This window comes from Streptomyces sp. NPDC096323 (assembly GCF_040302845.1).
Lineage (GTDB): Bacteria > Actinomycetota > Actinomycetes > Streptomycetales > Streptomycetaceae > Streptomyces.
This window is the reverse complement of sequence record NZ_JBEOSI010000005.1, coordinates 220614-245593: the sequence shown is the minus strand read 5'-3', so window position 1 is coordinate 245593 and position 24980 is coordinate 220614. Positions and strand designations below refer to the sequence as shown.

The 24980-nt window shown below is 73.0% G+C and carries 20 protein-coding genes and 1 riboswitch; of the genes, 10 read left to right on the top strand and 10 right to left on the bottom strand.

The features are described from left to right. The first annotated feature begins 109 nt into the window (after window positions 1–109). From ABTX18_RS15920 to ABTX18_RS15910, 3 genes are all read left to right on the top strand, one after another. Window positions 110–880, top strand: coding sequence for a class II aldolase/adducin family protein (locus ABTX18_RS15920; protein WP_352123314.1), 771 nt, complete (start codon window positions 110–112; stop codon window positions 878–880). Between the two features lie 127 nt (window positions 881–1007). Further along, window positions 1008–2273, top strand: a complete 1266-nt coding sequence (locus tag ABTX18_RS15915; RefSeq protein WP_352123313.1) for a hypothetical protein — start codon at window positions 1008–1010, stop codon at window positions 2271–2273. Between the two features lie 150 nt (window positions 2274–2423). Continuing rightward, the gene (locus tag ABTX18_RS15910; RefSeq protein ID WP_352123312.1) at window positions 2424–2933 is read left to right on the top strand and encodes a DoxX family protein; all 510 of its coding nucleotides are present in this window, start codon (window positions 2424–2426) and stop codon (window positions 2931–2933) included. Here ABTX18_RS15910 and ABTX18_RS15905 read toward each other — a convergent pair. Both ABTX18_RS15905 and ABTX18_RS15900 read right to left on the bottom strand, forming a co-directional pair. Further along, entirely contained in the window at window positions 2840–3103 is a 264-nt protein-coding gene (locus ABTX18_RS15905) for a hypothetical protein (protein WP_352123311.1), read from the bottom strand. The two genes, ABTX18_RS15910 and ABTX18_RS15905, sit on opposite strands and share 94 nt — an antisense overlap. Further along, window positions 3090–4400, bottom strand: coding sequence for a PspC domain-containing protein (locus ABTX18_RS15900; protein WP_352123310.1), 1311 nt, complete (start codon window positions 4398–4400; stop codon window positions 3090–3092). The genes ABTX18_RS15905 and ABTX18_RS15900 overlap by 14 nt, the downstream gene beginning before the upstream one ends. Before the next feature lie 204 nt (window positions 4401–4604). On the opposite strand from ABTX18_RS15900, the gene ABTX18_RS15895 reads away from it, so the two are divergent. Both ABTX18_RS15895 and ABTX18_RS15890 read left to right on the top strand, forming a co-directional pair. Then, window positions 4605–5903: a PspC domain-containing protein gene (locus ABTX18_RS15895; RefSeq protein WP_352123309.1), complete on the top strand. Its 1299-nt coding sequence runs from the start codon at window positions 4605–4607 to the stop codon at window positions 5901–5903. Then, the gene (locus ABTX18_RS15890) at window positions 5887–6591 is read left to right on the top strand and encodes a LuxR C-terminal-related transcriptional regulator (RefSeq protein ID WP_136327611.1); all 705 of its coding nucleotides are present in this window, start codon (window positions 5887–5889) and stop codon (window positions 6589–6591) included. The genes ABTX18_RS15895 and ABTX18_RS15890 overlap by 17 nt, the downstream gene beginning before the upstream one ends. A 20-nt stretch (window positions 6592–6611) precedes the next feature. Here the strand turns inward: ABTX18_RS15890 and ABTX18_RS15885 are convergent, their stop codons facing one another. Continuing rightward, window positions 6612–7385, bottom strand: a complete 774-nt coding sequence (locus tag ABTX18_RS15885; protein WP_352123308.1) for a GNAT family N-acetyltransferase — start codon at window positions 7383–7385, stop codon at window positions 6612–6614. A 41-nt stretch (window positions 7386–7426) separates the two neighbouring features. Continuing rightward, window positions 7427–8482 (bottom strand): C40 family peptidase, encoded by a 1056-nt coding sequence (locus ABTX18_RS15880; RefSeq protein WP_352123307.1) that lies wholly within the window; start codon window positions 8480–8482, stop codon window positions 7427–7429. 356 nt (window positions 8483–8838) lie between these two features. On the opposite strand from ABTX18_RS15880, the gene ABTX18_RS15875 reads away from it, so the two are divergent. Further along, on the top strand, window positions 8839–9192 hold the full coding sequence (locus ABTX18_RS15875; RefSeq protein WP_136327614.1) for a hypothetical protein: 354 nt from the start codon (window positions 8839–8841) through the stop codon (window positions 9190–9192). A gap of 43 nt (window positions 9193–9235) precedes the next feature. Here ABTX18_RS15875 and ABTX18_RS15870 read toward each other — a convergent pair whose 3' ends face one another. Beyond that, window positions 9236–9829, bottom strand: a complete 594-nt coding sequence (locus tag ABTX18_RS15870) for a hypothetical protein (RefSeq protein ID WP_352123306.1) — start codon at window positions 9827–9829, stop codon at window positions 9236–9238. A 184-nt stretch (window positions 9830–10013) separates the two neighbouring features. Further along, the gene (locus ABTX18_RS15865) at window positions 10014–11192 is read right to left on the bottom strand and encodes a C40 family peptidase (protein WP_352123305.1); all 1179 of its coding nucleotides are present in this window, start codon (window positions 11190–11192) and stop codon (window positions 10014–10016) included. After that, window positions 11191–11357, bottom strand: a riboswitch (cyclic di-AMP (ydaO/yuaA leader). Its footprint overlaps the gene before it by 2 nt. Before the next feature lie 258 nt (window positions 11358–11615). Here ABTX18_RS15865 and pcrA point away from each other — a divergent pair. Beyond that, window positions 11616–14054 (top strand): DNA helicase PcrA, encoded by a 2439-nt coding sequence (pcrA, locus tag ABTX18_RS15860; RefSeq protein ID WP_352123304.1) that lies wholly within the window; start codon window positions 11616–11618, stop codon window positions 14052–14054. 81 nt (window positions 14055–14135) lie between these two features. Here pcrA and ABTX18_RS15855 read toward each other — a convergent pair whose 3' ends face one another. Next, window positions 14136–15743 carry a peptidoglycan DD-metalloendopeptidase family protein gene (locus ABTX18_RS15855; protein WP_352123303.1) on the bottom strand — a complete coding sequence of 536 codons (1608 nt, stop codon included), beginning with the start codon at window positions 15741–15743 and terminating at the stop codon, window positions 14136–14138. Window positions 15744–16024: 281 nt separating this feature from the next. After that, the gene (locus ABTX18_RS15850) at window positions 16025–16951 is read right to left on the bottom strand and encodes an esterase/lipase family protein (protein WP_503061156.1); all 927 of its coding nucleotides are present in this window, start codon (window positions 16949–16951) and stop codon (window positions 16025–16027) included. A 411-nt stretch (window positions 16952–17362) separates the two neighbouring features. Between ABTX18_RS15850 and icmB the strand changes: the two genes are divergently transcribed. Next, window positions 17363–17776: a coenzyme B12-dependent isobutyryl CoA mutase small subunit gene (gene icmB, locus ABTX18_RS15845; protein WP_352123302.1), complete on the top strand. Its 414-nt coding sequence runs from the start codon at window positions 17363–17365 to the stop codon at window positions 17774–17776. Window positions 17777–18111: 335 nt separating this feature from the next. Here the strand turns inward: icmB and ABTX18_RS15840 are convergent, their stop codons facing one another. Continuing rightward, a complete protein-coding gene (locus ABTX18_RS15840) occupies window positions 18112–19821 on the bottom strand; it encodes a DUF5691 domain-containing protein (RefSeq protein ID WP_352123600.1) in 1710 nt (569 codons plus the stop codon). A gap of 37 nt (window positions 19822–19858) precedes the next feature. Further along, window positions 19859–21280: an SWIM zinc finger family protein gene (locus ABTX18_RS15835; protein WP_352123301.1), complete on the bottom strand. Its 1422-nt coding sequence runs from the start codon at window positions 21278–21280 to the stop codon at window positions 19859–19861. 117 nt (window positions 21281–21397) lie between these two features. Here ABTX18_RS15835 and ABTX18_RS15830 point away from each other — a divergent pair, with 117 nt between their 5' ends. Continuing rightward, entirely contained in the window at window positions 21398–22510 is a 1113-nt protein-coding gene (locus tag ABTX18_RS15830; protein ID WP_352123300.1) for an ATP-binding protein, read from the top strand. Further along, window positions 22507–24951, top strand: a complete 2445-nt coding sequence (locus ABTX18_RS15825; RefSeq protein ID WP_352123299.1) for a DUF5682 family protein — start codon at window positions 22507–22509, stop codon at window positions 24949–24951. Before ABTX18_RS15830 ends, ABTX18_RS15825 begins: the two co-directional genes overlap by 4 nt. The last annotated feature ends 29 nt before the right edge of the window (window positions 24952–24980 follow it).

The following is a 24980-nucleotide window of genomic DNA, read 5'->3' as shown; positions in this document are numbered from 1 at the left end:
TCCCCGATCCCTCTGGCCACCTGCGGCGACCGGCGGTAACTTCCGATCCCGTACGTCTGATCCCGCAGGCCTGATCCCGTACGCGCCAGGGAGCACCCGAGGAGTCGCCATGCCCGAGCCCACACCCGTGCCCGTGGACCAGCTCCACTTCGCCATGCCGCCCGTCCACGCCTCCGTGGAGGAGGCGCGCGCCCACCGCAAGGAACGGCTCGCGGGGGCGCTGCGCCTGTTCGGTGCGTACGGGTACGAGGACGGCGTCTCCGGGCACATCACGGCGCGCGACCCGGAATTCGGCGACTGCTACTGGGTCAACCCCTTCGGTGCCCCCTTCGAAGGGCTGCGGCCGGAGGAGCTGATCCTGGTCAACGGCGAGGGCCAGGTCGTCGAGGGCGGGCAGCACGTCAACCAGGCCGCGTTCGCCGTCCACGCACAGGTGCACCGGTCCCGTCCCGACGTCGTCGCCGTCGCGCACACCCACTCCGTGCACGGCAGGGCGCTGGCCGCGCTGGGGGAGCTCGTCGAGCCGATCACCCAGGAGTCCTGCGCCTTCTACGAGGACCACGCGCTGTACGACGCGTACACCGGGGTCGTCGTGGACGAGGACGAGGGGCGCCGGATCGCGGCCGCGCTCGGGTCCCGCAAGGCCATCGTGCTGCGCAACCACGGGCTGCTGACCGTGGGCGACTCGGTGGACGCGGCCGCCTGGTGGTTCCTCACCCTGGAGCGGTCCTGCCAGGTCCAGCTGGCCGCGCGGGCGGCCGGGAAGCCGGTGCTGATCGAGCACCGGGACGCCGTCGCCACCCGCGAACAGCTCGGCAGCGACCTCGTCGCCTGGATCAACTACCAGCCGTTGTGGCGCCGGATCTCTCGAACGTTTTGACGGTCCCGCCCGTCCGGTGTGCCCCGATGCGTGAACCGCTCGTACCGTACGGCACAATTCGCAGCAATCACAGCCGAGTTGGGTTGATCAACGGCTGTACCGGGGCGGAAAAGGGGCGGAGTTCTCCGTGGCGTTGGACGAGGCGAGACAGGGCACGCACGGCGGTGGCTGCACGTGCGGCGACTGCCCGCACGGAGCACGCCAGGGGCACCGGCGCGCGGTGGCCGCCTTCCTGGCCAAGCGGGACGAACTCGCCGCAGGTCAGGGCCTTCCCGCCGGGGTCGCCCAGTCCGCGTCCGCGACCCGGCAGTGGGTCTCGGACGAGCTGACCCAGTCCGCGCGCGCCGTCGCCGACCGGGGCCGGGAAGCCGGCGACGCCTGGCTGTACCGGGTGTGGCAGCGCACCCTGGTCATCGTCTGGGGCGCCGTCGCCGTGCTGGCCGTCGCCGAGGCCGCCACCGCCATCGGGGCGGGCTGGACCCACGCCCGTACGGCGGGACTCGTCGCCGGAGTCGTCACCGCCGGGCTGCTCACCGCCGCCGCGCACGTCCACCGGGCCCGCGGCGGCGTCCTCGCCCCGCTGATCGGCGAGGACAACCGGCTCTCCACCTCCCGCGCGGTCGCCGCGTCCTGGGTGCTGCTCGCCGTCTTCTCCGTCCTCGTCCTCGCCCTCCAGCTGGCGGGCGCCTCCGGCCACGCGCAGCGCGACGCGCTGATCGAGGGTCTGGACCTGGCGCGCGGCGCCGGTGTGGTCACCGTGCTGGCCCTCGTGTGCGCCGTCGCGGTGGTCGTGCGGCGGGTGGTGAGCGTACGGGTGCTGTCCGGGCGGCTCCAGAAGCTGCGGGCGGACCGGCCGCGCGCCGCGGACCTGCTCACCGATGACTCGGGGCGCGGCGGGTTCACGGACGTGAGTTACGTGCTGGTGTCCACCGTCGCCGTGGTCTTCGCCGCGGTCCGCCTCGCCCGCCGGCCCGAGCAGCTGCCCGATCTGCCGTGGGGGCTCGCCCTCCTGGTGGCCGTGTCGGCGGCAGCCTACTTCGCCGGGAAGTACGCGGAGGGCGGGCGGCCCGTGGTGCTGTCGGTGGTCCGGGCGCGCGAGGCCGGCGACCTGGACGCGCCCATCCGCACCGGCGACGACATCGAGATCCGGGGTGCGGGGTTCGTGCCGCCCGGCGCCGGGGCCCCGGACCGGCTGGCCCGCATGGTCGTGCGGATCGGCCCCGTCCACGTACACGTACCCATGGTCCCGGTCACCGGTGGCTTCGCGAACCCGACCGACACCGTGCTGACCGTGCCGGTGCCGGTGGAGGTGGAGCCCGGGGTGGTCGAGGTGCAGGTGGTGACCGCGTCCGGGGCGGAGTCGAACCGGGTCGCGATCGACGTGACGGACTGAACCACTGCGGAACCCGAGCGGGCACCTGGTGAGCCGCGCGTGTGGGGCGTACGTATGGTCGGGTGACGGATCGAACGGTCCGGCGAGGGTCGAACGGCCCTGTTGGCGGACCCGGCGGTCCGGCGGCGGGCCGCGGAAGGCGGGAGAACCATGCACGGGTACGGCACGAACGGGCGCGGGCTGGGCGAGGCCAGGAGCCTGGGGGAGCTGGCGCGGGAGCATGCCCTGCTGCCCCTGCGGATCTTCCTCGGGGTCACCTTCATCTACGCCTCACTCGACAAACTGACCGACAGCGCCTTCTTCCACGCCACCGGACCGGGCTCCATCGGCGAGCAGATGTCCGCCGTCCGCGACTCCGCCGCGATCCCGGCGCTCGTCGACCTCGCCCTGAAGAGCCCGTCCGGCTTCGGATACGCCATCGCCTTCGGTGAACTCGCCGTCGGCATCGGCACGCTGCTGGGCCTGTGGACCAGGCTCGCGGCACTCGGCGGCGCACTGATCTCGCTCAGCCTGTGGCTCACCGTCAGCTGGCAGGTGTCGCCCTACTACCTCGGCAACGACCTGATCTACCTCATGGCCTGGCTGCCGCTGCTGCTCGGCGGCGCCGCGTCGTTCTCCGTGGACGCCTTCCTCGCGACGCGGCGGCGGCGGATCCGGTAGGCCACCCAGGTCACGACGGCGGCCAGCCACAGTCCGCCCACGAGGACCGCGACGAAGAAGGCCCAGGGGGCCTCCCACCTGTCCGCCGCGTCGGCCGCGTAACCGCCCGCGAGGGTCAGCATGACCAGGCCCGCGACGGCCCGCCCGGGCCGCACTTCATGACGCGCCACGGGTGACCTCCACCTGTCCGATGCCCATGTCCAGATCGAGCTCGAGCGTGCCGGCCGGCTTGCTGCCCGCGTCCGGCGGCAGCGTGGTGCGCTCACTGCCGGAGACCCGCACGTTCGACGTGCGCCCCCGCTCTCCGTCCCGCAGAGTGATGTCGCCGATGTCCGCTCGCGCGTCCACCGTCACCGTGACCGTCCGCGGCACGCGCACGACGATCCGGCCCGCGGCCACCACCACCTGCGTCCTGACGGTCCCGCCCTTGGGCACGGCCAGTGCGGTGAGGTCCAGATCGGCCTCTCCGGAGCCCAGTTGGTAGCGCGGCTGCACCGCGGCGACCGACGCCGGCCGCCACTTCTCGCGCACCCAGTGCGTCGTGATGTCCTTGGGCAGGGCCGATGCTCCCGCGAGCAGTCCGGCCGTGATCATCGCCAGCAGGAGCGTGCCGAAACCGGTCCGGCCGACGAAGGCGCTGATCAGCATGCCCATCCCGAAGACCGCGAGCGCGGCGGCCAGGCCGATCTGCAGGCTCGTGCCGAGCGGGTGGGAGTCCCAGCTCAGGCCCGTCCCCAGCCCGCCGGCGATCATCGCGTTGACGAAGACGGCACCTCCGACGGACCGCGGCCCCCGGACCTCCCGCGACCGCTGCGGGGGAAGGAACGGGGCGGCGGCCGTCGCCCGGCGCGCGCCCGGCGCCGGGCCGTCGGCCACGGCGTCCGGCGGCCCCCACAGATAGCCGGCCCCGACCGGCCCCGTGGTGCCGTCCTTGACGATCGGGTCGCGCCACCAGGACGGGCCGGACGGCTTCGGCGGGGCCTTCACCTCGGGCGGCGCCTCGGGCACCGCCCGGTCCGACGCCGGGCTCGCCCCCTCCTGCGGATCGGCCGTCCTGCGGTGCTGCGTCCAGACGATGTAGCCGATGACCGCGACCGAGAGCATCGCGGAGAACGCCAGTGTGCCGCTGTTGCCCAGCATGGACAGGAAGAGCCCGCAGCCGATCAGCGCGCACGCCACCGCGATCAGCGAGGACCCCTCGACCCGGCCCGACAGCAGCCGGCGCGCCTCGTTCTCCTCCTCGCCCTCCCACGGGATCAGCAGCCACGCGAAGCCGTAGAAGATCAGTCCGAGGCCGCCGGTCACGGAGAGCACACCGATCACGATCCGGAAGATCACCGGATCGACGTCGCAGTACCGGCCGAGCCCACCGCACACCCCGCCAACCACCCGCGGGCCGCGGCGCAGCTGCGGAACGGGCCCGGGGGGCGGTGCGGTGCCGGGCGGCGCATCGTGGGGAACGGTCATGGCTCCATGGTGACGGGCGCCGGACCCGTCCGGCACCCGCCCCGACCCTGGCCGGTCCCTGATATTGGCCCGGCCGACCCTGAGACGCCCGCGCACCCGCCGGAAGGCCTCAAAGTCTCAAGCTCTCAAGCTCTCAAGGTCTCAGGGTCGATGTGGGGGCCGACCCTGATGCCACGACCCGCACGGACGTGTGACGATCGGGTCATGCCAGCCGCCACCCCCCGAGCCGCAAGCTCCCTCGCCCCCGACCCGGAGGAGCAGCCCCGGCGCAAGCTGTACCGCAGCGCCGACGGACGGCTGCTCGGCGGCGTCGCACGCGGTCTCGCCGGACACCTCGGGCTGCCGGTCGCCTGGGTGCGCTTCGTCTTCCTCGGACTGTTCTTCGCGGACGGCCTCGGCGCGCTCCTGTACGCCGTCTTCTGGATCGTCGTCCCCCTCGGCGTCGGTGGCGTGGACGGCCCGCGCTCCGTCTTCGAGACCGCCCCCGACGGCACCCGCAGACTCCGCAAACCCGACAAGGGCCAGGTCTTCGCCCTCATCGCGCTGCTCATCGGCGCCCTGATCTTCGTCGGCAACGTCGACATGGGCGGCAAGGCCGACCGCTACATCTGGCCCACCCTGCTGATCGGCGCCGGCTCCGTGCTGGTGTGGCGCCAGGCCGACAACGCCCGCCGCGCCCGCTGGATGGAGGTCGGCAGCCGCCGCCGCGTCCTGCACCTGGCCCGCGGGCTCGCCGGAGTCGCCCTGGTGGGTCTGGGACTGGCCGGATTCATGGTCGTACGCGGCTCCGCCGCACAGCTGGGCAACGTCCTCACCGCGGCCATCGCCGTCCTCACCGGCATCGCCCTGCTCGCCGGTCCCTGGCTCGTCCGCATGACCCAGGACCTCTCCGAGGAACGCCTGATGCGCATCAGGGCCCAGGAACGCGCCGAGGTCGCCGCCCACGTCCACGACTCGGTGCTGCACACCCTCACCCTGATCCAGCGCAACGCCGAGGACGCCGGCGAGGTCCGCAGACTGGCCCGCGCCCAGGAACGCGAACTGCGCAACTGGCTCTACAACCCCGAGGGCACCGGCAAGGACGAGGGCGACGAGCCCGAGACCCTGGCCGAGGCCGTCAAACGCGCGGCGGCCGAGGTCGAGGACAAGCACGGCGTCCCGCTGGAGGTCGTCGTCGTCGGCGACTGCCCGCTGGACGAAAAGCTGACCGCACAGATGCAGGCCGCGCGCGAGGCGATGGTCAACGCCGCCAAGTACGGTGGCGAGGGCGGCGCCGTCCAGGTCTACGCGGAGGTCGAGGGCCGCACGGTCTTCGTCTCGGTCCGCGACCGAGGCCCGGGATTCGACCTGGATTCCGTACCGGGGGACAGAATGGGCGTACGAGAATCAATCATCGGCCGGATGCAGCGCAACGGCGGTACCGCACGGCTGCGTCCGGTGCCCGGCGGGGGCACGGAAGTCGAGCTGGAGATGGAGAGGACGAGCGATGAACGGGACCACTGAGGCGACCGGAGGCCACGAGGGCCCGGAGCGCCGGGTACGAGTCGTGCTCGTCGACGACCACCGGATGTTCCGCACCGGAGTCCAGGCCGAGATCGGCCGCACCGAGGAGACCGGCGTCGAGGTCGTCGGCGAGGCCGCCGACGTCGACCAGGCGGTCACCGTCATCACGGCGACCCGCCCCGAGGTCGTCCTCCTCGACGTCCACCTCCCGGGTGGCGGCGGCGTCGAGGTGCTGCGCCGCTGCGCCCCGTTCATGGGCGCGGTGGAGAACCCGGTCCGCTTCCTGGCGCTGTCCGTCTCGGACGCCGCCGAGGACGTCATCGGCGTCATCCGCGGCGGCGCCCGCGGCTATGTCACCAAGACCATCACCGGCGCGGACCTCGTCGACTCGGTCTTCCGGGTCCAGGACGGCGACGCGGTGTTCTCGCCCCGGCTGGCCGGCTTCGTCCTCGACGCCTTCGCCTCGACGGACGCCCCGCCGGTCGACGAGGACCTCGACCGGCTGACGCAGCGCGAGCGCGAGGTGCTGCGGCTGATCGCCCGCGGTTACGCGTACAAGGAGATCGCCAAGCAGCTGTTCATCTCCGTGAAGACGGTCGAGTCCCACGTCTCGGCGGTGCTGCGCAAGCTCCAGCTCTCCAACCGGCACGAGCTGACGCGATGGGCGACCGCGCGCCGGCTGGTCTGAGGTCGCTTCCGGCTTCCGGGTCAGGCGCCTTCGCGTTCCGGGTCGAGCGAGATGTTCAGCTTCTCGCCGATCCGGCGGTAGCCGATCCCGGCGTAGATCCGCTCCACGTCGGCGTCGCCCGGCTCCAGCCACACCACCCGGCAGCCCCGCGCGAACGCCCTCTCCGTCAGATGGACGGAGAGCGCGGCCCCGATGCCGCGGCGGCGGAAGTCCGCCGCCACCGCGAGTCCCGCGAGCTCGCTGAGACCGTCGACCGGGACCGAGCAGCCGCCCGCGCCCGCCGGGGTGCCGTCGACGGTCGCGAGGGCGGCGACCCCGCCGTCCCTCGCGGCGGTGCGCAGCCACTGCGCCATGCCCGCCTCGGGCTCGCCCGTCCCGCCGTAGCCCAGGTGCTGGACGAGCGCGGCGGCGTCGAACTCCGCGTCCGTGGCGGGCTCCGCCATCACCAGGCCGTCCACCGGCTTCGGCGGCAGCAGTCCGCCCGGGGAGCAGGCCAGCAGCGGGGCGCGGTTCTCCTCGGTGAACCCGGCGGCCAGCAGCGCCGGTTCGACCGCGGGCGCCCAGGTGGGCAGGTACTCCAGGCGCGGCATCCGGTCCAGCTCGCGGAACGCCGCGATCAGCGCGTCGACTTCGGCGGGCGTCGGCTCGGCGCCCTGGTCGGGGATCGCGTAGTTGGCGAACTTCAGCGACCAGCCGGGGTTGTAGCGGATCGCGAAGGGGCCCACCCGGACATGGTCCGGGGAGCGGAGGGTGAGCGTACGGGTGTGGGTCTGGACGTCGACGTCCATGGGCATGGGTGAGTGTCCTTCGGGCAGTTGGCTCGGAAGGCGGGAGCCTATGCCACCCGGGTCGCCCCCGCGAAAGGCATTTGGTCGATCGGGGCGATGCGGACCGGGGCTCCGGGGCGCGGGGCGTGGATCATCTGGCCGTTGCCGATGTAGAGGCCGACATGGCTGATGCCCGAGTAGAAGAACACCAGGTCCCCCGGGGCGAGTTCGGACTGCGCTACGCGGGTGCCCGCGTTGATCTGCGTGTACGTGGTCCGGGGGAGCGAGACGCCCGCAGAGCGCCAGGCGGCCTGCGTCAGGCCGGAGCAGTCGAACGAGGAGGGGCCGGTGGCGCCCCAGACATACGGCTTGCCCAGGGCGGTGTACGCGAAGGCGACCGCCTCGGCGGCACGGGAGTTGGGCGCCTGCTCCGAGCCGCGCGGGGCGCTGCGGTCGGCGTGGACGCCGCCGCGGCCGTCGGACGAGCCGTCCGAGGCGTCGTAGGAGGCGCGGTCCGCGGGGGAGAGGCGGGCGAGCAGTTGCCGGGCCTCGGCGAGCTTGGTGCGGACCGTGGCCTTGTGCTTCTTCAGGGCCGCCTGGCGGCTCGCGAGCTCGGTCAGCTGACCGGCGGCCTCGGTGCGGACCTGGGCCACTTCCGCGACCTGGCGCTGCACGGTGCGGACCTCGGTGGCGCGGTGCTGCCCGGCCCGTTCCACGTACGAGGCGCGCTCGAGGTACTGGTCGGGGTCGGAGGAGAGCACCAGCTGCACGGCGGGGTCGAGGCCGCCGGAGCGGTACTGCGCGGCGGCGTACGAACCGAGCGCGTCGCGTGCGGCGTTGAGGCGCGCGGTCCGGCGGGCCGCCTCGTCGCGCAGGGCGTCCACGGACTTCTCGGCGGCGGTGGCCTTCACCTTGGCCCCGTTGTACTGCTCGGTGGCGACCTCCGCCTCCCGGTACAGCCGGTCCACCTCGGCCTTCACCTGGGCGGGGGTCGGCGCCGGATCGGCGTGCGCGGATCCCGGCAACGCGGCAGCGGTGGCGGCCCCGGCGAAGGCCAGCGTCGCTGCGGTGCGGGCAGCGGAGCCGGTGTACCGGCGCTGCTTGGGTTTCCGGTGCGCTGCCACGAGGGCGGGCGTCCTTCCTCTCGACAGCCCGCCGGGGACTACCGACGGGCCCGCCCGGCCCGGAGGCGGGCCGCCAACAGGGGGAGCGGCCCGGCGCCGGAACCTCGGCGGGGTGACCGGGGAACGCCGCCCGGGAACGGATCGGCCTGTGCCGGTCACCTGGATAGGGACGCTAAACCCGGGACACGGGAAAGAGTTGTAGTGACGCTTATTGTGTGAATTTGGCGTTGCGTTGTCGCCTGGCGATCGGAAAAATTGCGCCAGAATCAGGCAATTGGTACATCTCACGGTCAAGTAGTCGCTCACTACCACCTGGCCGCGGAGTGCTGATATGGCCGCGGCTAGGCTGCGGAACCATGCGCGTACTCATCGATGTCTTCGTCGCCCTGCACATCATCGGCATCGCCTCCCTGCTGGGCGGTTTCCTCACCCAGATGAAGGCGATGGGGGCGGGCACGGCACGGTTCGTCCCGGCCATGCTGCACGGCGCGCTGACCATGCTCGTCACCGGAATCGCCCTGGTCGGCCTCGACCAGGCCGACGACCACCCCGTGAACAACGTCAAGATCGGCATCAAGCTGCTGATCCTCGTCGTGATCCTCGGGCTCGTCTACGTCAAGCGCGACGAGGAGAAGGTGGACAAGGGCCTCTTCGCGGCGGTCGGCGGACTGACGATCGTGAACATCTTCATCGCCACGCTCTGGACCTGAGGCGCAGGCCGGGCTCGGCTCCCGGGGCCGGAGGCCTACGGCGCTACTCCCGCCCGCCGGGCGCCCCGTCGCCGAGGCCGTAGCGGGCCTCCGCCGCGGTCAGCCGCGCGCGTCCCGTCTCCGCGGCCGACGCGCGCAGCCCGTGGACGTGCAGCGTCTGCTCCTCGGGACTCCACGCCATGATCCGCTCGACGTCCCGATCCTGGATCACGTCCTCCTCGGCGGCCGTCGCGCCGTCCCCCGTGTCCAGTGCCCGGGCGAGCGCCCGCGCCGACTCGGAGGGGCCGGCCGCGCCGTCCGGGCCCTGGTCGATGAGCATCGCCACCCCGGCGAACAAGGCCCTGAGCGCGAGCACCGCCGCCGCCGTGAGGCCGTCCGGGCGGAGCTCCGGGGCGAGTTCGGGAAGCACGCTCAGCCGGCGGTGCATGGCGGCGGCCACGTCCTCGTCCGGCGGCGTGATCTCCCACAGAAGCTCCAGGGCGGCCACACAGGTGTCCTGGTCCGCCGGGCGGCTCTCGTCGGCGAGGTACCGCAGGAGCACCCCCGCGGTGCGCTCGGCGCAGGCCGCCGAGAACAGCCTGGCCTGGCCGAAGGTGCCGAGGGTGGCCAGGTCCCGGACGCTCTCCAAGATCTTCACGGTCGTTCACTCCTGCAGGGTGCTCGTCCTGTGTGCGCTGCCCGTCCGGTGCCGGGCACCTTCCGCACGGTACCCGGCACGCGAACCCCGCAGGGCAGGCTCCGGCGCCCCTGCCGCCGGCCGTTTGGTACCCGGCACGCGAACCCCGCAGGGCAGGCTCCGGCGCCCCTGCCGCGGGCCGTTTCTAGGCGGGACGCACGCTCCCGTAGATCGGCATGTAGTAGATCGACTCCTCGCGCACGTTCGCCCCCGGCTTCGGCGCGTGGATCATCATGCCGTCGCCCTTGTAGATGCCGACGTGGCTGATGTCGTCGTAGAAGAAGACCAGGTCCCCCGGCTGCAGATCCGCCGTGGCGATCCGGGTGCCCACGTTCACCTGGTCCCAGGTGGTCCGCGGAATGTCGACGCCGGCCGCCTTCCAGGCCGCCTGGGTGAGCCCCGAGCAGTCGTACGAGGCCGGGCCGGTCGCCCCCCAGACGTACGGCTTGCCGAGCTGCGCCTCGGCGAACGCCATGACCTTGTCCGCCTTGGTCGAGGCGTCGGCGTCCGCGCCCGTGCCCGAGTCCGTGCCTGTCCCGGTGTCCGTTCCCGTGCCGCTGCCGGCCTCCTCGGCGGCCGCCTCGGCCGCCGCGGCCTCGCGCTGGGCCTCGGCCTTCGCGGCGGCCTGCTTCTTCGCCAGTTCCGCCGCCTTGCGCTTGGCCTCCGCCTCCTTCTTGCGCTCCAGCTCGGCCAGCCGCGCCTTCTCCTCGGCGGTCAGCTTCGACAGCAGGCCGCGGGCCTCGGACAGCTTCGTCTGGACGTTCTGCTTGCTGGTGCGCAGCGTCGCCTGCGACTCGGTGAGCGTCTCCAGGCTCGCCACGGCCTCGGCCCGCTGCTTGGACGCCTTCGCCTGCTGCGTACGGAAGTCCGACACGGCGCGCTGCTGGCGCTCGGTCATCCGGTCCATGAGGTGCGTCTGGTCGAAGAACGACTGCGGGTCGTCGGCCAGGAAGAACGTGGCGGTCGGGGCGAGGGTGCCGCCGCGGTACTGGGCGGCGGCGAACGTGCCCAGCGTCCTGCGGGCCTCGTTCAGCTTCTCGGTGCGCTGGGCGACGTCGTCCAGCAGCGTGTCCACCTTGGATCGCTGCCCGGCCGTCGCCTCCTTCGCCTGGTTGTACTGCTGGGTCGCGGTGCCCGCCTGCCGGTAGAGGTCGTCGACCTTCTTCTGCACGTCCTCGATGCTGGGCTTGGGAGCCGGAGCGGCCAGTGCGCTCTGCGAGGACAGCAGGGTCACCGACGCCAGGGCGGCCGTCGTGAGCCCGACGGCGGGGCCGGAGCTGCGCAGGGGAGTGCGCGGTTTGCGATGCGATGCCAAGGCCGGCATCTCCTTCCGTGGACCGCCTACCGGGTTAGCTGTCGGGTTCGGGCGGAACGGAAGGCTGCCCTACGGTCCTGGTGGGGGTTGCGGACCGATTCACCCCGGTGATGCGTGTGGGTCCCCGGTTCCGGACTCCCCTGAAGGACAGCCCGGATTCGGCGTGGAAGCCCGCTCGGCGTGGATCGCCTCTGGGGGTACGGGCCGCCCGAACGAGCACGCTAGCCAACCCATGGTGCCGCTGTGAAGGTTGATGTTCGATATGCCCGATACATTTTCGTGACCTCGGCGGATCGGGGTGCCGCGGGCAGGCGGGGACCGGGATTCCCGGACGCGGTGCGGTCCGCCGATCGCTCTGTGTGCGCGGTGCTGGGTGCGTGCTTCGTCACTCTGCCCCGGAGTGTCAGTGGGGCGCCCTAGACTCGGGAGGCGATGAGCAGCCTCTTTGACGACAGTTTCCTGGCCGGCCTCCAGCACACGGAGGAAGGGCCCCCGCCGCCCCCCGAGGACTCCGCACCCGAAGCGGTGCCGGAGGACCTCTTCGCGGGCGTGTTCGACGGGCCCCCGCCGCCCCGCGACGCGTACTACCGTGACGGGGCCCACCGGCCCGTCATCGACGCGGCCGCGCTGCTCGACGGGCTGAACACCGAGCAGCGCGCGGCCGTCGTGCACGCCGGGTCCCCGCTGCTCATTGTCGCCGGCGCCGGTTCGGGCAAGACCCGCGTACTGACCCACCGCATCGCCCACCTGCTGGCCGAGCGCGGGGTGCACCCGGGCCAGATTCTGGCGATCACCTTCACCAACAAGGCCGCCGGCGAGATGAAGGAGCGCGTCGAGCAGCTCGTCGGGCCCCGGGCCAACGCCATGTGGGTCATGACCTTCCACAGCGCGTGCGTACGGATCCTGCGCCGTGAGTCGAAGCGGCTCGGCTTCACCTCCTCGTTCTCGATCTATGACGCCGCCGACTCCAAGCGGCTGATGGCCCTGGTCTGCCGCGATCTCGATCTCGACCCGAAGCGTTTCCCGCCGAAGTCGTTCACGGCGAAGGTCTCGAACCTGAAGAACGAACTGATCGACGAGGAGACCTTCGCCGGCCAGGCGACGGACGGCTTCGAGAAGACCCTCGCCCAGGCCTACGCGCTGTACCAGTCCCGGCTGCGCGAGGCCAACGCCCTGGACTTCGACGACATCATCATGACGACGGTCCACCTGCTCCAGGCGTTCCCCGACGTCGCGGAGCACTACCGCCGCCGCTTCCGTCATGTCCTCGTCGACGAGTACCAGGACACCAACCACGCCCAGTACACGCTCGTACGGGAACTGGTCGGCCCGGCCGGTCCCGAGAACGCCCCCGCCGAACTGTGCGTCGTGGGTGACGCGGACCAGTCGATCTACGCCTTCCGCGGCGCGACCATCCGCAACATCCTCCAGTTCGAGGAGGACTACCCCGACGCCACGACGATCATGCTGGAGCAGAACTACCGCTCCACGCAGACGATCCTGTCCGCGGCCAACGCGGTGATCGAGCGCAACGAGAGCCGCCGCCCGAAGAACCTCTGGACCAACGCCGGCAGCGGCGCCCGGATCACGGGCTACGTCGCGGACACCGAGCACGACGAGGCGCAGTTCGTCGCCGACGAGATCGACCGGCTCACGGACGCCGGGGACGCGAAGGCGGGCGACGTCGCCGTCTTCTACCGCACGAACGCCCAGTCCCGTGTCTTCGAGGAGATCTTCATCCGCGTCGGTCTGCCCTACAAGGTGGTCGGCGGCGTGCGCTTCTACGAGCGCAAGGAGGTCAGGGACGTCCTGGCCTACCTCCGGGTCCTCTCCAACCCCGAGGACACCGTCCCGCTCCGGCGCATCCTGAACGTGCCCAAGCGCGGCATCGGCGACCGCGCCGAGGCGATGATCGACGCGCTGTCGATGCGCGAGAAGATCTCCTTCCCGCAGGCGCTGCGCCGCGTCGACGAGGCGTACGGCATGGCGGCCCGCTCGGCCAACGCCGTCAAGCGGTTCAACACGCTGATGGAGGAGCTTCGCACGATCGTGGAGTCCGGCGCCGGACCGGCGGTCGTCGTGGAGGCCGTCATGGAGCGGACCGGCTATCTCGCCGAACTCCAGGCGTCCACCGACCCGCAGGACGAGACCCGCATCGAGAACCTCCAGGAACTCGCCTCCGTCGCCCTCGAGTTCGAGCAGGAGCGGGCGGAGGACGAAGGCGCGGGCACCCTCGCCGAATTCCTGGAGAAGGTCGCGCTCGTCGCCGACGCCGACCAGATCCCCGACGAGGACGAGGACGGCTCCGGCGTCGTCACGCTGATGACGCTGCACACCGCGAAGGGCCTCGAGTTCCCGGTGGTCTTCCTGACCGGCATGGAGGACGGCGTCTTCCCGCACATGCGGGCGCTGGGCCAGGTCAAGGAGCTGGAGGAGGAGCGCCGGCTGGCGTACGTCGGCATCACGCGTGCCCGCGAGCGGCTCTATCTCACCCGGGCGGCGATGCGCAGCGCGTGGGGCCAGCCCGCGTACAACCCGCCGTCGCGGTTCCTGGAGGAGATCCCGGACCAGCACCTGGAGTGGAAGCGCAAGGGCCCGATGGCGGCCGCGGCGGGCCCGACATCGGGCATCACCTCGTCGCTCTCCGCGTCCCGCGCACGCTCCGGCCCCTCGGGCTTCGCGACGCGGCGGACCTCGGACAAGCCGACGATCACGCTGGTGGCCGGCGACCGGGTGACCCACGACCAGTTCGGTCTGGGCACGGTGACGGCGGTCGAGGGCATCGGGGACCAGGCGAAGGCCACGGTCGACTTCGGCGACGAGCGGCCGAAGAAGCTGCTGCTGCGATACGCGCCGGTCGAGAAGATCTGACGCGGGGGCGCGGGGGCACGCGAGCGCTGGGGCGCGGGCCGGCCGGGGTGTTCCGCCCCGGCCGTCGTGAGCGCGCGCCGGTCAGTTCGGGTTGACGTTGTGGCTGCGCAGCCACGGCAGCGGGTCGATGGCCGCGCCGCCGCCGGGCCGCACCTCGAAGTGCAGGTGCGGGCCGGTCGAGTTGCCGGAGTCGCCGGAGTGCGCGATGACGTCACCGGCCTTGACCCAGCCCGAGCGGATCCGGGTGCTGCTGAGGTGGCAGTACCAGGTCTCGGTGCCGTCGGCCGCGGTGACGATGGCCATGTTCCCGTAAGCGGTGTTGAACTGCGTGCGCACGGTGCCGTCGGTCGCGGCCATCACAGGGGTGCCGTAGTCGACGGGGAAGTCGATCCCTGTGTGCACGGACATCCAGTTGACGCCGGCCTGGCCGAAGTACGCGCTGAGCTGGTGATTGGCGACCGGCATGACGAACTTGGGGCGCAGGGCCTCCTTGCGGGCGGCCTCCGCCGCACGCCTCTTCTTCTCGGCGGCCTGCCGCTCCTTCAGGTCGATGCGTTCCTGGGTGCGGCTGGCGCGGTCGGCGAAGTTCTCCGCGTCGGCGCTGAGGTTGGCCAGCTGGGTGTCGAACTTGTTGTTGGCCGCGACGGGCTTGACCGTGCCGGGGTCGGCGGCCGCCATCGTCGTGGTCTCGTCCTTCTTCTCCTCGCCGCCCATTCCGCCGACGGAGGCTGCGGCGATCCCCGCCACGCTCATCACGCAGGCGGAGGGGACGGCGACGGTGAGGAGTGCGGAACGCTTCGCGGGGGAGCGCCTGCGGCTTCGCCCGCCGCTGCGGGTGACGGGGCGGCCTGCGGTGCGGTGGCCGGTGGCCGGCGGCGCTGCTTCGGCTGCGGTTCCTGCGGCTTCGTGGTCCTGGGCGTGGTCTTCGGGCTCGGGGCCGGTGCCGTGGGTCCCGTCGGTCGTCTCTGCGTCGAGGTCCGTCTCCGGGAGGCTGAACTCGGCGGTCCTGTACGGCTCCGGCTCGTAGAGGTCGTAGGCGTCGAAGGAGGCCGGCGCTTCGTACGGTGCTTCCTGAGGAGCCTGCTGCGGAGTGGTGTGCCCGGTCTGCTGTTCGTACCCGGGCGTGGCGCCGGTGTTCCAGGCGGTGGCGTCGTAGGCACCGGTGTCGTAACCCGTCGTGCCGGCGTCGGCCCACTGGCCGCTCTGCTGCCAGGTGGTGTCCCACTGGCCGGAGGAGTCGGGGGCGGGGTGCTGGGCCGGGATCGTGGGGCCGTAGCCGCCGTCCGCCGGGATCCAGGTCGCGCCGGTGTCGTACGGGGAGCCGGTGTCGTACGGGTGCTGCTGCTGGTTCTGCTGGTTCTGCTGGGGCTGCTCGGTGTAGGCCGTGTAGTCGGCGGCGGCGTGGCCGTACGCGGCCGTGGGGTGCGCGCCCGTGTCCCACTGCGAGGAGTCGTACGTGCCGCTGTGGCCGGCCTGGTCGCTGCCGTAGGGGGCGGCGTAACCCGTCGCGGTCTCGTACGTGCCGCCGTACGAGGCGTCATACGTGCCGTCGTGCGTGCCGTCGTGCGTGCCGTCGTGCGTGCCTTCGTACGTGCCGGGGAGGGAGCCGAAGAGCGGGTCGGTGTCGAAGCCGCCCGTGGAGTGGCCGTCATATCCGGCGTACCCGGCGTGGGGGTGCTGGTCGTTCACCAACTTCTCTCTCGCCTCGGCAGCAGGGCCAGCATGTCCCGGGCCCAATGGGGCTCCGTGGGACAGCAGTGGCCGCGACTGTACCCGGCGGTATGCGACGCCGACAATCTTCGCCGGCCTCCGGGTGCTCAGGAAACGGGCAATCGGCCGCCTTTCGGAGGGCTGCTCACACAGCCTTGGCTCTACGTTCGAAATTCGTTCTATTTATGGGCGGTGTGAAACGTTGACGGGGCGGGGTGCGGCTTCCGAAATCAGATGGATTGAGTCGGATTAGGGCGGATTCACGCCACGGAGGCGGCGTCGGCCGACCCATGGGCGGACGCGGGCGCGTCGAGCGCCTGGCGGACGCCGGCGGCCACGGCGGGGTGCACGGGCAGGGCGAGATGCCCGACGCCGCTGACGCGTACGTTCACCGCGTCCAGATCCGGATGGTCGATACAGGCCGCCTCGACCGGGACGATCACCTGGTCCAGCTCGCTCCAGAAGCTGACGAACCGGGTGCGGCAGCCGGGCGCGGGGAGCCGCAGCTCCTCGATCGGCGCCGAGCCGCTGCGCATCTGGCGCACGATGGGGTGGGCGGCGGCCAGTGGGGCGACGGAGGTGCCGCCGTGCGGTGTGCCGAGGGTGACGAGCGTGCGGACCCGTCGGTCGCCGCCCAGCCGCTGGACGTAGTAGCGCGCTATCAGGCCGCCGAGGCTGTGCCCGACGATGTCGACCTCGCGATGGCCGGTGCGGGCGCAGATCTCCTCGATGTGCCGGTCGAGCAGTTCAGCGGCCGTGCGGATGTCGCAGGTCAGCGGGGAGTAGTTGAGCGACTCCAGGTGGTGCCAGCCGTACCGGGCCAGCGAACGGCGCAGCAGGACGAAGACGGACCGGTTGTCGATGAAGCCGTGCAGGAGCACGACCGGCGGCCGCTCCGGGTGGTCGGCGGGCAGCGCCGTCGTCCCTGCGGGAGCGGGCGTGGGGGCTGTCTGTCCTCCTGGCGTGCCGGCCATCGCCCTTCCCGGTTCCGCACCGCCCGCGGGGGGCCGCTCACCGGTGATGCCGGTCGGGTACAGGAGCGTGTGCCCGGCGAGGACCACCAGCTCTAGGGCGGTGGCCCTGAGCAGGGCCGCGGACAGCCGGGGGGACGGTATCCGGGTGGACGGCAGCCATGTGCCCGCACACAGCCGGCGCAGCAGTAGGGGAAGAAAAGGCAGGGTCTTCACGGTCGACCTCCTGCTCCGGCACCCGGGGGAGAAGCGGCTCGCTGCCCCGTATGCCCTCGTGGGGCGCCGTGTCGGAGGTCCGGGCCCGGCCGGTCGCCGTCCCGGGACCCGCTGCCTGCCCGTGACCTCCGGATCGCCTGCGGTGACCGGCGGACGGGCAGATGGCGAGCCGTGTCACCGTGCCGTGCGGCTGACGGCGCGGTGACGCGGCGACCTCGTCGCGGCTCCCCTGGCGGCCGGTCCCGCACGGCATGGCTGCCGTGTGCTGCGGGGACGGCGCCCGGTGAACATGTCCCACGTGTGATTTCCCCCTCCCCGTCCACCGCGAAACTGCGGCGTGCGGGATGCTGTCGATAACGTTCGTTCACATCCCCGGGCCTTCAGGCACGGGAGACGCATGTGGAGGCAGTGATGGGTGTGACCGGTCCGATCCGTGTCGTGGTGGCCAAGCCGGGCCTCGACGGCCATGACCGCGGGGCCAAGGTGATCGCGCGAGCGCTGCGCGACGCCGGTATGGAGGTCATCTACACGGGCCTCCACCAGACACCTGAGCAGATCGTCGACACCGCGATCCAGGAGGACGCCGACGCCATCGGCCTCTCGATCCTCTCCGGTGCGCACAACACGCTCTTCGCGAAGGTGATCGAGCTGTTGAAGGAGCGCGAGGCGGCGGACATCAAGGTCTTCGGCGGCGGGATCATTCCGGAGGCGGACATCGCGCCGCTGAAGGAGCAGGGTGTCGCGGAGATCTTCACCCCGGGCGCGACGACGGTCGCGATCGTCGACTGGGTCAACGCGAATGTCCGCCAGTCGGCAGAGGCGTGAGCCGTTTCGCCGGGTCGGCTCAGGCGTGAGCCGTTTCGCCGGTCGGTGGAGGGGTGGGCCGCTTCGCCGGGTCGACTCAGGCGTGAGCCGTTCCCCCGGTCGGTGGAGGGGTGGGCCGCTTCGCCGGTCGGCGGCCTGAGCCGGGAGATGGCCGACCGTGACCGGGCGAGGCCGCCGTCCGGTGGTGGCCGTCGTCCGGCGGCGGGCTGCCCTGCCCCGTGCCCGGCCGTGCCGTGCCGGGCCGGGCCGGGCCGTAGTCAACCCGCAGCCCGGGCCGGACGCCAGCACGTCCCCCCACTGCCCGGCCGGACACGGCGAGGCGCCCCCTAGCAGGCTCAGCTGGCCGGTATGAACTCCCGGTCCATCGCCGCGCGCAGCCGCAACGTGGAGACCAGGCGCTGGAACGCCTCCGACCAGTAGCCGTTCGCACCCGGTGAGGCGTCCGCGGGCTCGTCGGGCGTGGTGGTGAGCACCTCCAGCCGGTCCGCCTCGGCCGGGTTCAGACAGCGCTCTGCGAGGCCCATCACTCCGCTGAAGCTCCAGGGGTAGCTGCCCGCGTCCCGGGCGATGTCGAGGGCGTCCACGACGGACCGCCCCAGCGGCTCGGCCCAGGGCGTCGGGCAGACGCCCAGGAGCTGGAACGCCTCCGACAGGCCGTGGGCCGCGATGAACCCGGCCACCCAGTCGGCCCGTTCCGCGGCGGGCAGTACGGCCAGGAGCTTCGACCGCTCGGCGAGCGACGCCGTGCCGGGGCCGTTCGACGGAGGCGTGGAGGGGGCACCGAGCAGAGCCCGCGCCCAGTCAGGGTCGCGCTGCCGGACCGCCGCCCGGCACCAGGCCGCGTGCAGTTCCTCGCCCCAGCCGTCGGCCACGGGAAGCTCCACGATCTCCTGGGCGCAACGGCCGCCGAACCGCGCCGGCCAGACGGACAGCGGCGACGCCTCCACCAGCTGGCCCAGCCACCAGGAGCGCTCGCCCCGCCCGGACGGCGGGACCGCCACCACGCCGTCGTGCTGCATCGCCGCATCGCATTCGTGAGGGGCCTCCACGGCCACGGACGGACCGGTGCCGGTGAGCCCCGGGCTCACGCAGGACAGGGCGCGGGCCGCCATCCGACGGGCCAGCGCCGATCCGGGCAGGGCGGACAGCAACTCGGCGGCCGTGGCGCGCACATTGCGGCTGCGGTCGGCGAGGCCCTGCTCCAGGAACTCCTCGTCGGCCCCGGAGAGACCGGTGCGCAGCGAGTCGAGGAACATCAGCCGGTCCTCGGCCCGCTCCGTGGACCAGGTGGTGGCGAGCAGGGCGCGGGCGGCGTCCGCGTCATGCGCCCGTACGGCGGACAGCAGGGCGACGCGTTCGGCGAACAGGCCCTCCTCCCACAGGCGGCGCACCGCCTCCCGGTCCGTCACCTCGGGCAGCAGCGCGCTGCCGGACGCGCCCCGCAACGCGAACTTCCAGTCGGGGTTCAGCCCGGCCAGCCACAGTCCGCGCGGTCCGGCGAACGTCAGGGCCTGGGGCCGCAGATCGGTACGTGCCCGGGCCGCGTCCAGCAGAGGCGGCAACGCGGCGTCCGGGGCTCGGTAGCCGTACTGGTTGGCGACGGCGAGCCACTGCGGGATCAGTTCCGTGAGATCGGGTGCCGTGCCGCGCCTGCCCCCGGAACCGCTGGGCGCCGCCCGGTCCGCGAGCAACTGCGCCAGCCTGCTCCGGGCGGCCTCCGGAAGCGCCGGCCGTGTGTCTTCTGGCGCGGGAGCGGGCCGGGGCCCGGCGGGGGCCGGCAGCAGACCCGCACGGCGCCGCACGGTGTGCAGCGCGGCGGCGTCCAGCAGTGCGGCCGCGGCGGCGTCCGGGCCGGTGCCGGACGAGGCTGCGGGCGGCCGGCGGTCGGTGCCGAGCAGCGCCGAGGTGACGAGTTCCTCCCACGGCGGGGGCAACCGGCCGCCGGCGGGCGCGGTGGCGGAAGAACCGGTCCGGGACGCGGCCGTGCGCGGGGTCGTGCGTGCGGTGGCGGGCGGGGGAGTGGTGGGTGTGGGTGTGGTGGGCATGGGGGTGGTGGTGCGTGGCAACGTTCCTCCTCCAGGGTCAGATGAGCGGCACGGTCCCGGTGGTGTCGGGCCCGGCGTGCGACGACGGACCGGCCGGCGCGGCGCCGCCTCCCTCGCCTCCTGACGGCCATGCCGCGAGCGGGTCGAAGCCGCGGTGGCCGCACTCACCGAAGACGGTGACCGGGCCACCGCCGGAGAGCGCGACGAGCTTCCACAGCGCCGGCCGGGACAGTGCGCCAGCGGCGACGGGCAGGGCCGCATCGCCCCGCGCGTCCGCCAGTTGCCAGCCGTCCGCGGCCGGCACCGGTATGACATCGCTCAGCGTCACCGGCCAGGAGTCCAGCCATGGGTCCTCGCTCAGCGCCCTGCCGTAAGCGGCGATCGCCCCGCCGACCGCAACCCCGCGCGGCGGCGGTCCGGCCACCACGGGCACACCGAACTGCTCGCCCAGTTCGGCCCGCAGCTGTCCGGAGCCGGGATGGAACGTGACCTCGGCATCGAGCGTGGACCCAATCGGCAGCGCCTGCGCGGGCGAGCGGCCCGCAGCCCCGAAGGACAGCAGCAGCGCGATGCGGCCCGAGCCCCTGCCGTACAGCCAGATGCGGCGTGTGACGATCTTGCCTTCGGGCGTGTCGTACTGCGCGAGGACCAGCCACTGGTCACGCACCGGCGGCCCCTCCGCGGCGGCCGTAAGGCCCACGCGGGTGCGGACCGTCGCCGCCAGCGGCTGCGGAAGCCGCTCGATGCCCAACCACGCCGTGTCCAGCAGGTGGAGCAGCGCGCACTCCTCCAGCAGCCGCACCGGCCAGCCCGGACCGGACGCCGGAATCGCGCCCAGCTCCCGCACCCGGCCGGCCAGACCGGGCGCCTGCGCGTCGACCATGCGGGCGGCCGTCTCCTCCCACAGCCCGTACCCCGCCTGCTCGGCCGCGGCCAGCCCGCCACGGAGCAGGTCGGTCAGGCGCCGCTCCAGCTCCTGAGCACCGCCGCCGATCCGCTCGGCCCGGCGCTCGGCGCGGCGCCGGGCGGCCTCCGGATCGGCCGGAACGCCGCCCGCGGCCTGTTCCTTGACCTGGGCGCGAGCCCGACGGCCGGCCAGCCACTCTCCCGCCCAGTCGGGCGGATCGCCGGCGGGAACCGCCGATCCGTCGGACGCGTGGAGCAGCAGCAGGCCCAGCGCGTGCTTGCACGGGAACTTCCGGCTGGGGCAACTGCACTTGTACGCAGGGCCCGTCGTGTCGATCACCGTCCGGTACGGCGTGCGCCCGCTTCCCCGGCACAGCCCCCACACCGCGCCCGCACCATCCCCTCCGGTGTCCGACCACGGACCGGCCGAACCCAGCTTGTTCCCCGCCTTGCGTGAAGCGTCGTCAGGAGCCAGGGCCAGGACCTGCTCCACCGTCAGGTGCGCCGCCGGAGCAGCGGCGCCCAAGGGTTTTCCCCCGTCAGTCAGCAGCATGGTCACGACGGTAGGCCCCGCCACTGACAACCGGCTCCCACCTGCGGAAAGACCGATTGTCAGTGCCATGGTGCACCGTGGGAAGCGCATCAGGCCGAACGACCTGGAGGGGGATCCATGACCGTGTCCGACACCACCACGACCATCGGCGCAGAAGTCCTGCGCCCGCATGCCGAGGACGCCTTCGCCGACGAGCTGAAGGCACTCGCCGCCGCCGACGACCGCCCCAGGCCCGAGCGTTGGCTCCTGTCGCCGTGGGCCGTCGCCACGTACCTGCTCGGTGGCGCCCTGCCCGACGGCACGGTGATCACACCGAAGTACGTGGGCCCGCGCCGCCTCGTGGAGGTCGCCGTCACCACCCTCGCCACCGACCGGGCGCTGCTGCTCCTCGGCGTGCCCGGCACCGCCAAGACCTGGGTGTCCGAGCACCTCGCGGCCGCCGTCAGCGGTGACTCGACGCTCCTCGTCCAGGGCACGGCGGGCACACCCGAGGAAGCCGTCCGCTACGGATGGAACTACGCCCGGCTGCTCGCCCATGGCCCCAGCCGCGACGCGCTGGTGCCCAGCCCGCTGATGCGCGCCATGTCCGAGGGGATGACCGCCCGGATCGAGGAGCTCACCCGCATCCCCGCCGATGTGCAGGACTCGCTGATCACGATCCTGTCGGAGAAGACCCTGCCGCTGCCCGAACTGGGGCAGGAGGTCCAGGCCGTCCGCGGCTTCAACGTCATCGCCACGGCCAACGACCGCGACCGCGGCGTCAACGAGCTGTCCAGCGCCCTGCGCCGCCGCTTCAACACCGTGGTGCTGCCGCTGCCCGCCACGCCCGAGGCGGAGGTCGACATCGTCTCCCGGCGCGTCGACCAGGTCGGGCGCTCGCTCGACCTGCCGCCGGCGCCCGACGGCCTCGCGGAGATCCGCCGCGTGGTCACGGTCTTCCGCGAACTGCGCGACGGAGTCACCACCGACGGCCGCACCAAGCTCAAGTCCCCCTCGGGGACCCTGTCCACGGCCGAGGCCATCTCCGTCGTCACGAACGGCCTGGCCCTCGCCGCCCACTTCGGCGACGGCGTGCTGCGCCCCGGGGACGTCGCCGCCGGGATTCTCGGCGCGGTCGTCCGTGATCCGGCGGCCGACCGGGTGGTCTGGCAGGAGTACCTGGAGACCGTGGTGCGCGAGCGGGACGGCTGGAAGGACTTCTACCGCGCCTGCCGTGAGGTCTCCGCGTGACCGCCGCCCGCCCGCCGGGGCCGCTGCTGCTGGGGGTGCGGCACCACGGCCCGGGCTCCGCCCGCGCCGTCCTCGCCGCGCTGGACGCCGCCTGCCCGCAGGCGGTGCTCATCGAAGGGCCGCCCGAGGGCGACGCGCTGCTGCCGCTCGCCGCCGACGAACAGATGCGCCCGCCCGTCGCCCTGCTCGCCCATGCGGTGGACGATCCGGGCCGGGCGGCGTTCTGGCCGCTCGCCGCGTTCTCGCCCGAATGGGTCGCGATCCGCTGGGCGCTGGCACACGATGTCCCGGTCCGCTTCATCGACCTGCCCGCGGCCCACTCCCTCGCGATGACGGAGGAGGGCGCGGGGGGCGGCCATGCGGAACGGTTCGAAGGCGAGCAGGAGGAGGACGGGCCCCGGCCCGTTCCCGTGGACCCGATCCGGGTGCTGGCCGAGACGGCGGGCTACGACGACCCCGAGCGCTGGTGGGAGGACGTCGTCGAGCATCGCGTCCCCGGAGCACCGGGCGCCCCCGGAGCCGCCGGTGCATCAGGCGTCCCCGGCGCCACGACGGCCCCGGTGCCCGCCGACCCGCTGGCCGCCTTCGCCGCGCTCGGCGAGGCGATGACGGCCCTGCGTGAGGTGTACGGGGACGGCGGGCACCCCAGGGACGCGGTCCGGGAGGCGCACATGCGCATCCAACTCCGCGCCGCACGCAAGGAGTTCGGGGACGCCTTCGCCGTGGTCTGCGGCGCCTGGCACGTTCCCGCGCTCGAAGCGAAAACGACGCAGGCCGCCGACCGGGCCCTCCTCAAGGGCCTCCCCAAGGTCAAGACCGAGCTGACCTGGGTGCCCTGGACCCATCAGCGGCTCGCCCGCCACAGCGGATACGGGGCGGGCATCGACTCGCCCGGCTGGTACGAGCACCTCTTCGCCTCTCCGGACCGCCCGGTCGCCCGGTGGATGACCAAGGTCGCCGGACTCCTTCGCGACGAGGACCGGTTCGTGTCCTCCGCCCATGTCATCGAAGCCGTCCGTCTCGCCGACACCCTTGCCGCCATGCGGGGCCGGCCGCTCGCCGGACTGAGCGAGACCACCGACGCCGTCCGGGCGGTGATGTGCGAAGGCTCCGACGTGCCGCTCGCCCTCGTCCGGGACCGCCTGGTCGTCGGCGTGACCCTCGGCGAGGTTCCCGACACCGCGCCGGCCGTACCGCTGCAGCGCGACCTCAACCGGCAGCAGCGCACCCTCCGGCTCAAACCGGAGGCGAGCGAACGGGAATTGGACCTCGACCTCCGCAAGGACACCGACGCGGCACGCAGCAGGCTCCTGCACCGGCTGCGCCTCCTCGGCATCGGCTGGGGAGAACCCACCGCGGGCCGGGGGAGTACCGGCACCTTCCGCGAGAGCTGGCGGCTGCGCTGGGAGCCCGAGCTGTACGTACGGGTCGCGGAGGCTGGCGTCTGGGGCACCACCGTCCTCTCCGCCGCCACGGCACGCGCCGAGTCGGACGCCCTGGCGGCCCCCGCCCTCGCCGAGGTGACCGCCCTGGCCGAGCGGTGCCTGCTCGCCGGGCTCACGGATGCCCTCCCCGTCGTGATGCGGGTCCTCGCCGACCGCGCCGCCCTCGACGCCGACGTCGGCCACCTCGCCGACGCCCTGCCGGCCCTGGCCCGCACCCTGCGCTACGGGGACGTCCGCGCCACGGACACCGCCGCGCTGGGGAAGGTCGCGGCCGGGCTCGCGGAGCGGATCTGCGTCGGCCTGCCGCCCGCCTGCACCGGGCTCGACGCGGACGGGGCAGCCGCCCTGCGCCGCCAGGTGGACGGCGTCCACGCGGCGATCGGACTGCTCGCCGGCGCGGTCCCGGAGAACGCGGACGGGCTGCGCGAGCGCTGGAGAGCGGTCCTGCACAAGCTGGCCGCCCGGGACGCGGTCGTCGGCGTGATCCGCGGCCGGGCTGCCCGGCTGCTGCTCGACGACGGACACCTCGCCCAGGACGAGGCCGCCCGGCTGATGGGCCTCGCCCTGTCACCGGGCACGCCTCCCGCCGACGCCGCCGCATGGATCGAGGGATTCGTCGGCGGCGCGGCAGGCGGCGGCATGCTCCTGGTCCACGACGAGCGGTTGCTCGCGCTGGTCGACTCCTGGCTCAGCGGCGTCCCCGCGGACACCTTCACCGACGTGCTGCCTCTGCTGCGACGCACGTTCTCGGCGTACGAACCGGGCGTGCGCCGCACCTTGGGCGAGCTTGTCCGGCGCGGCCCGGCCGTCCGTACGGTCCCGGGCGGGGGAGCGGTCCCGGGCGGGGAGTCCACGGCGCCCGGATTCGGCCCCGTCCTCGACGCGGCGCGCGCGGACGCGGTGGTGCCGGTCCTGCGCCTGCTGCTTGGCCTGGACGCCGAGCCGATGACGGAGACACCCGACAACCACGAGGAACGGCTGGGGGCAACGGGATGACGGCAGTAGGCGACACGGACGCGGTGGAC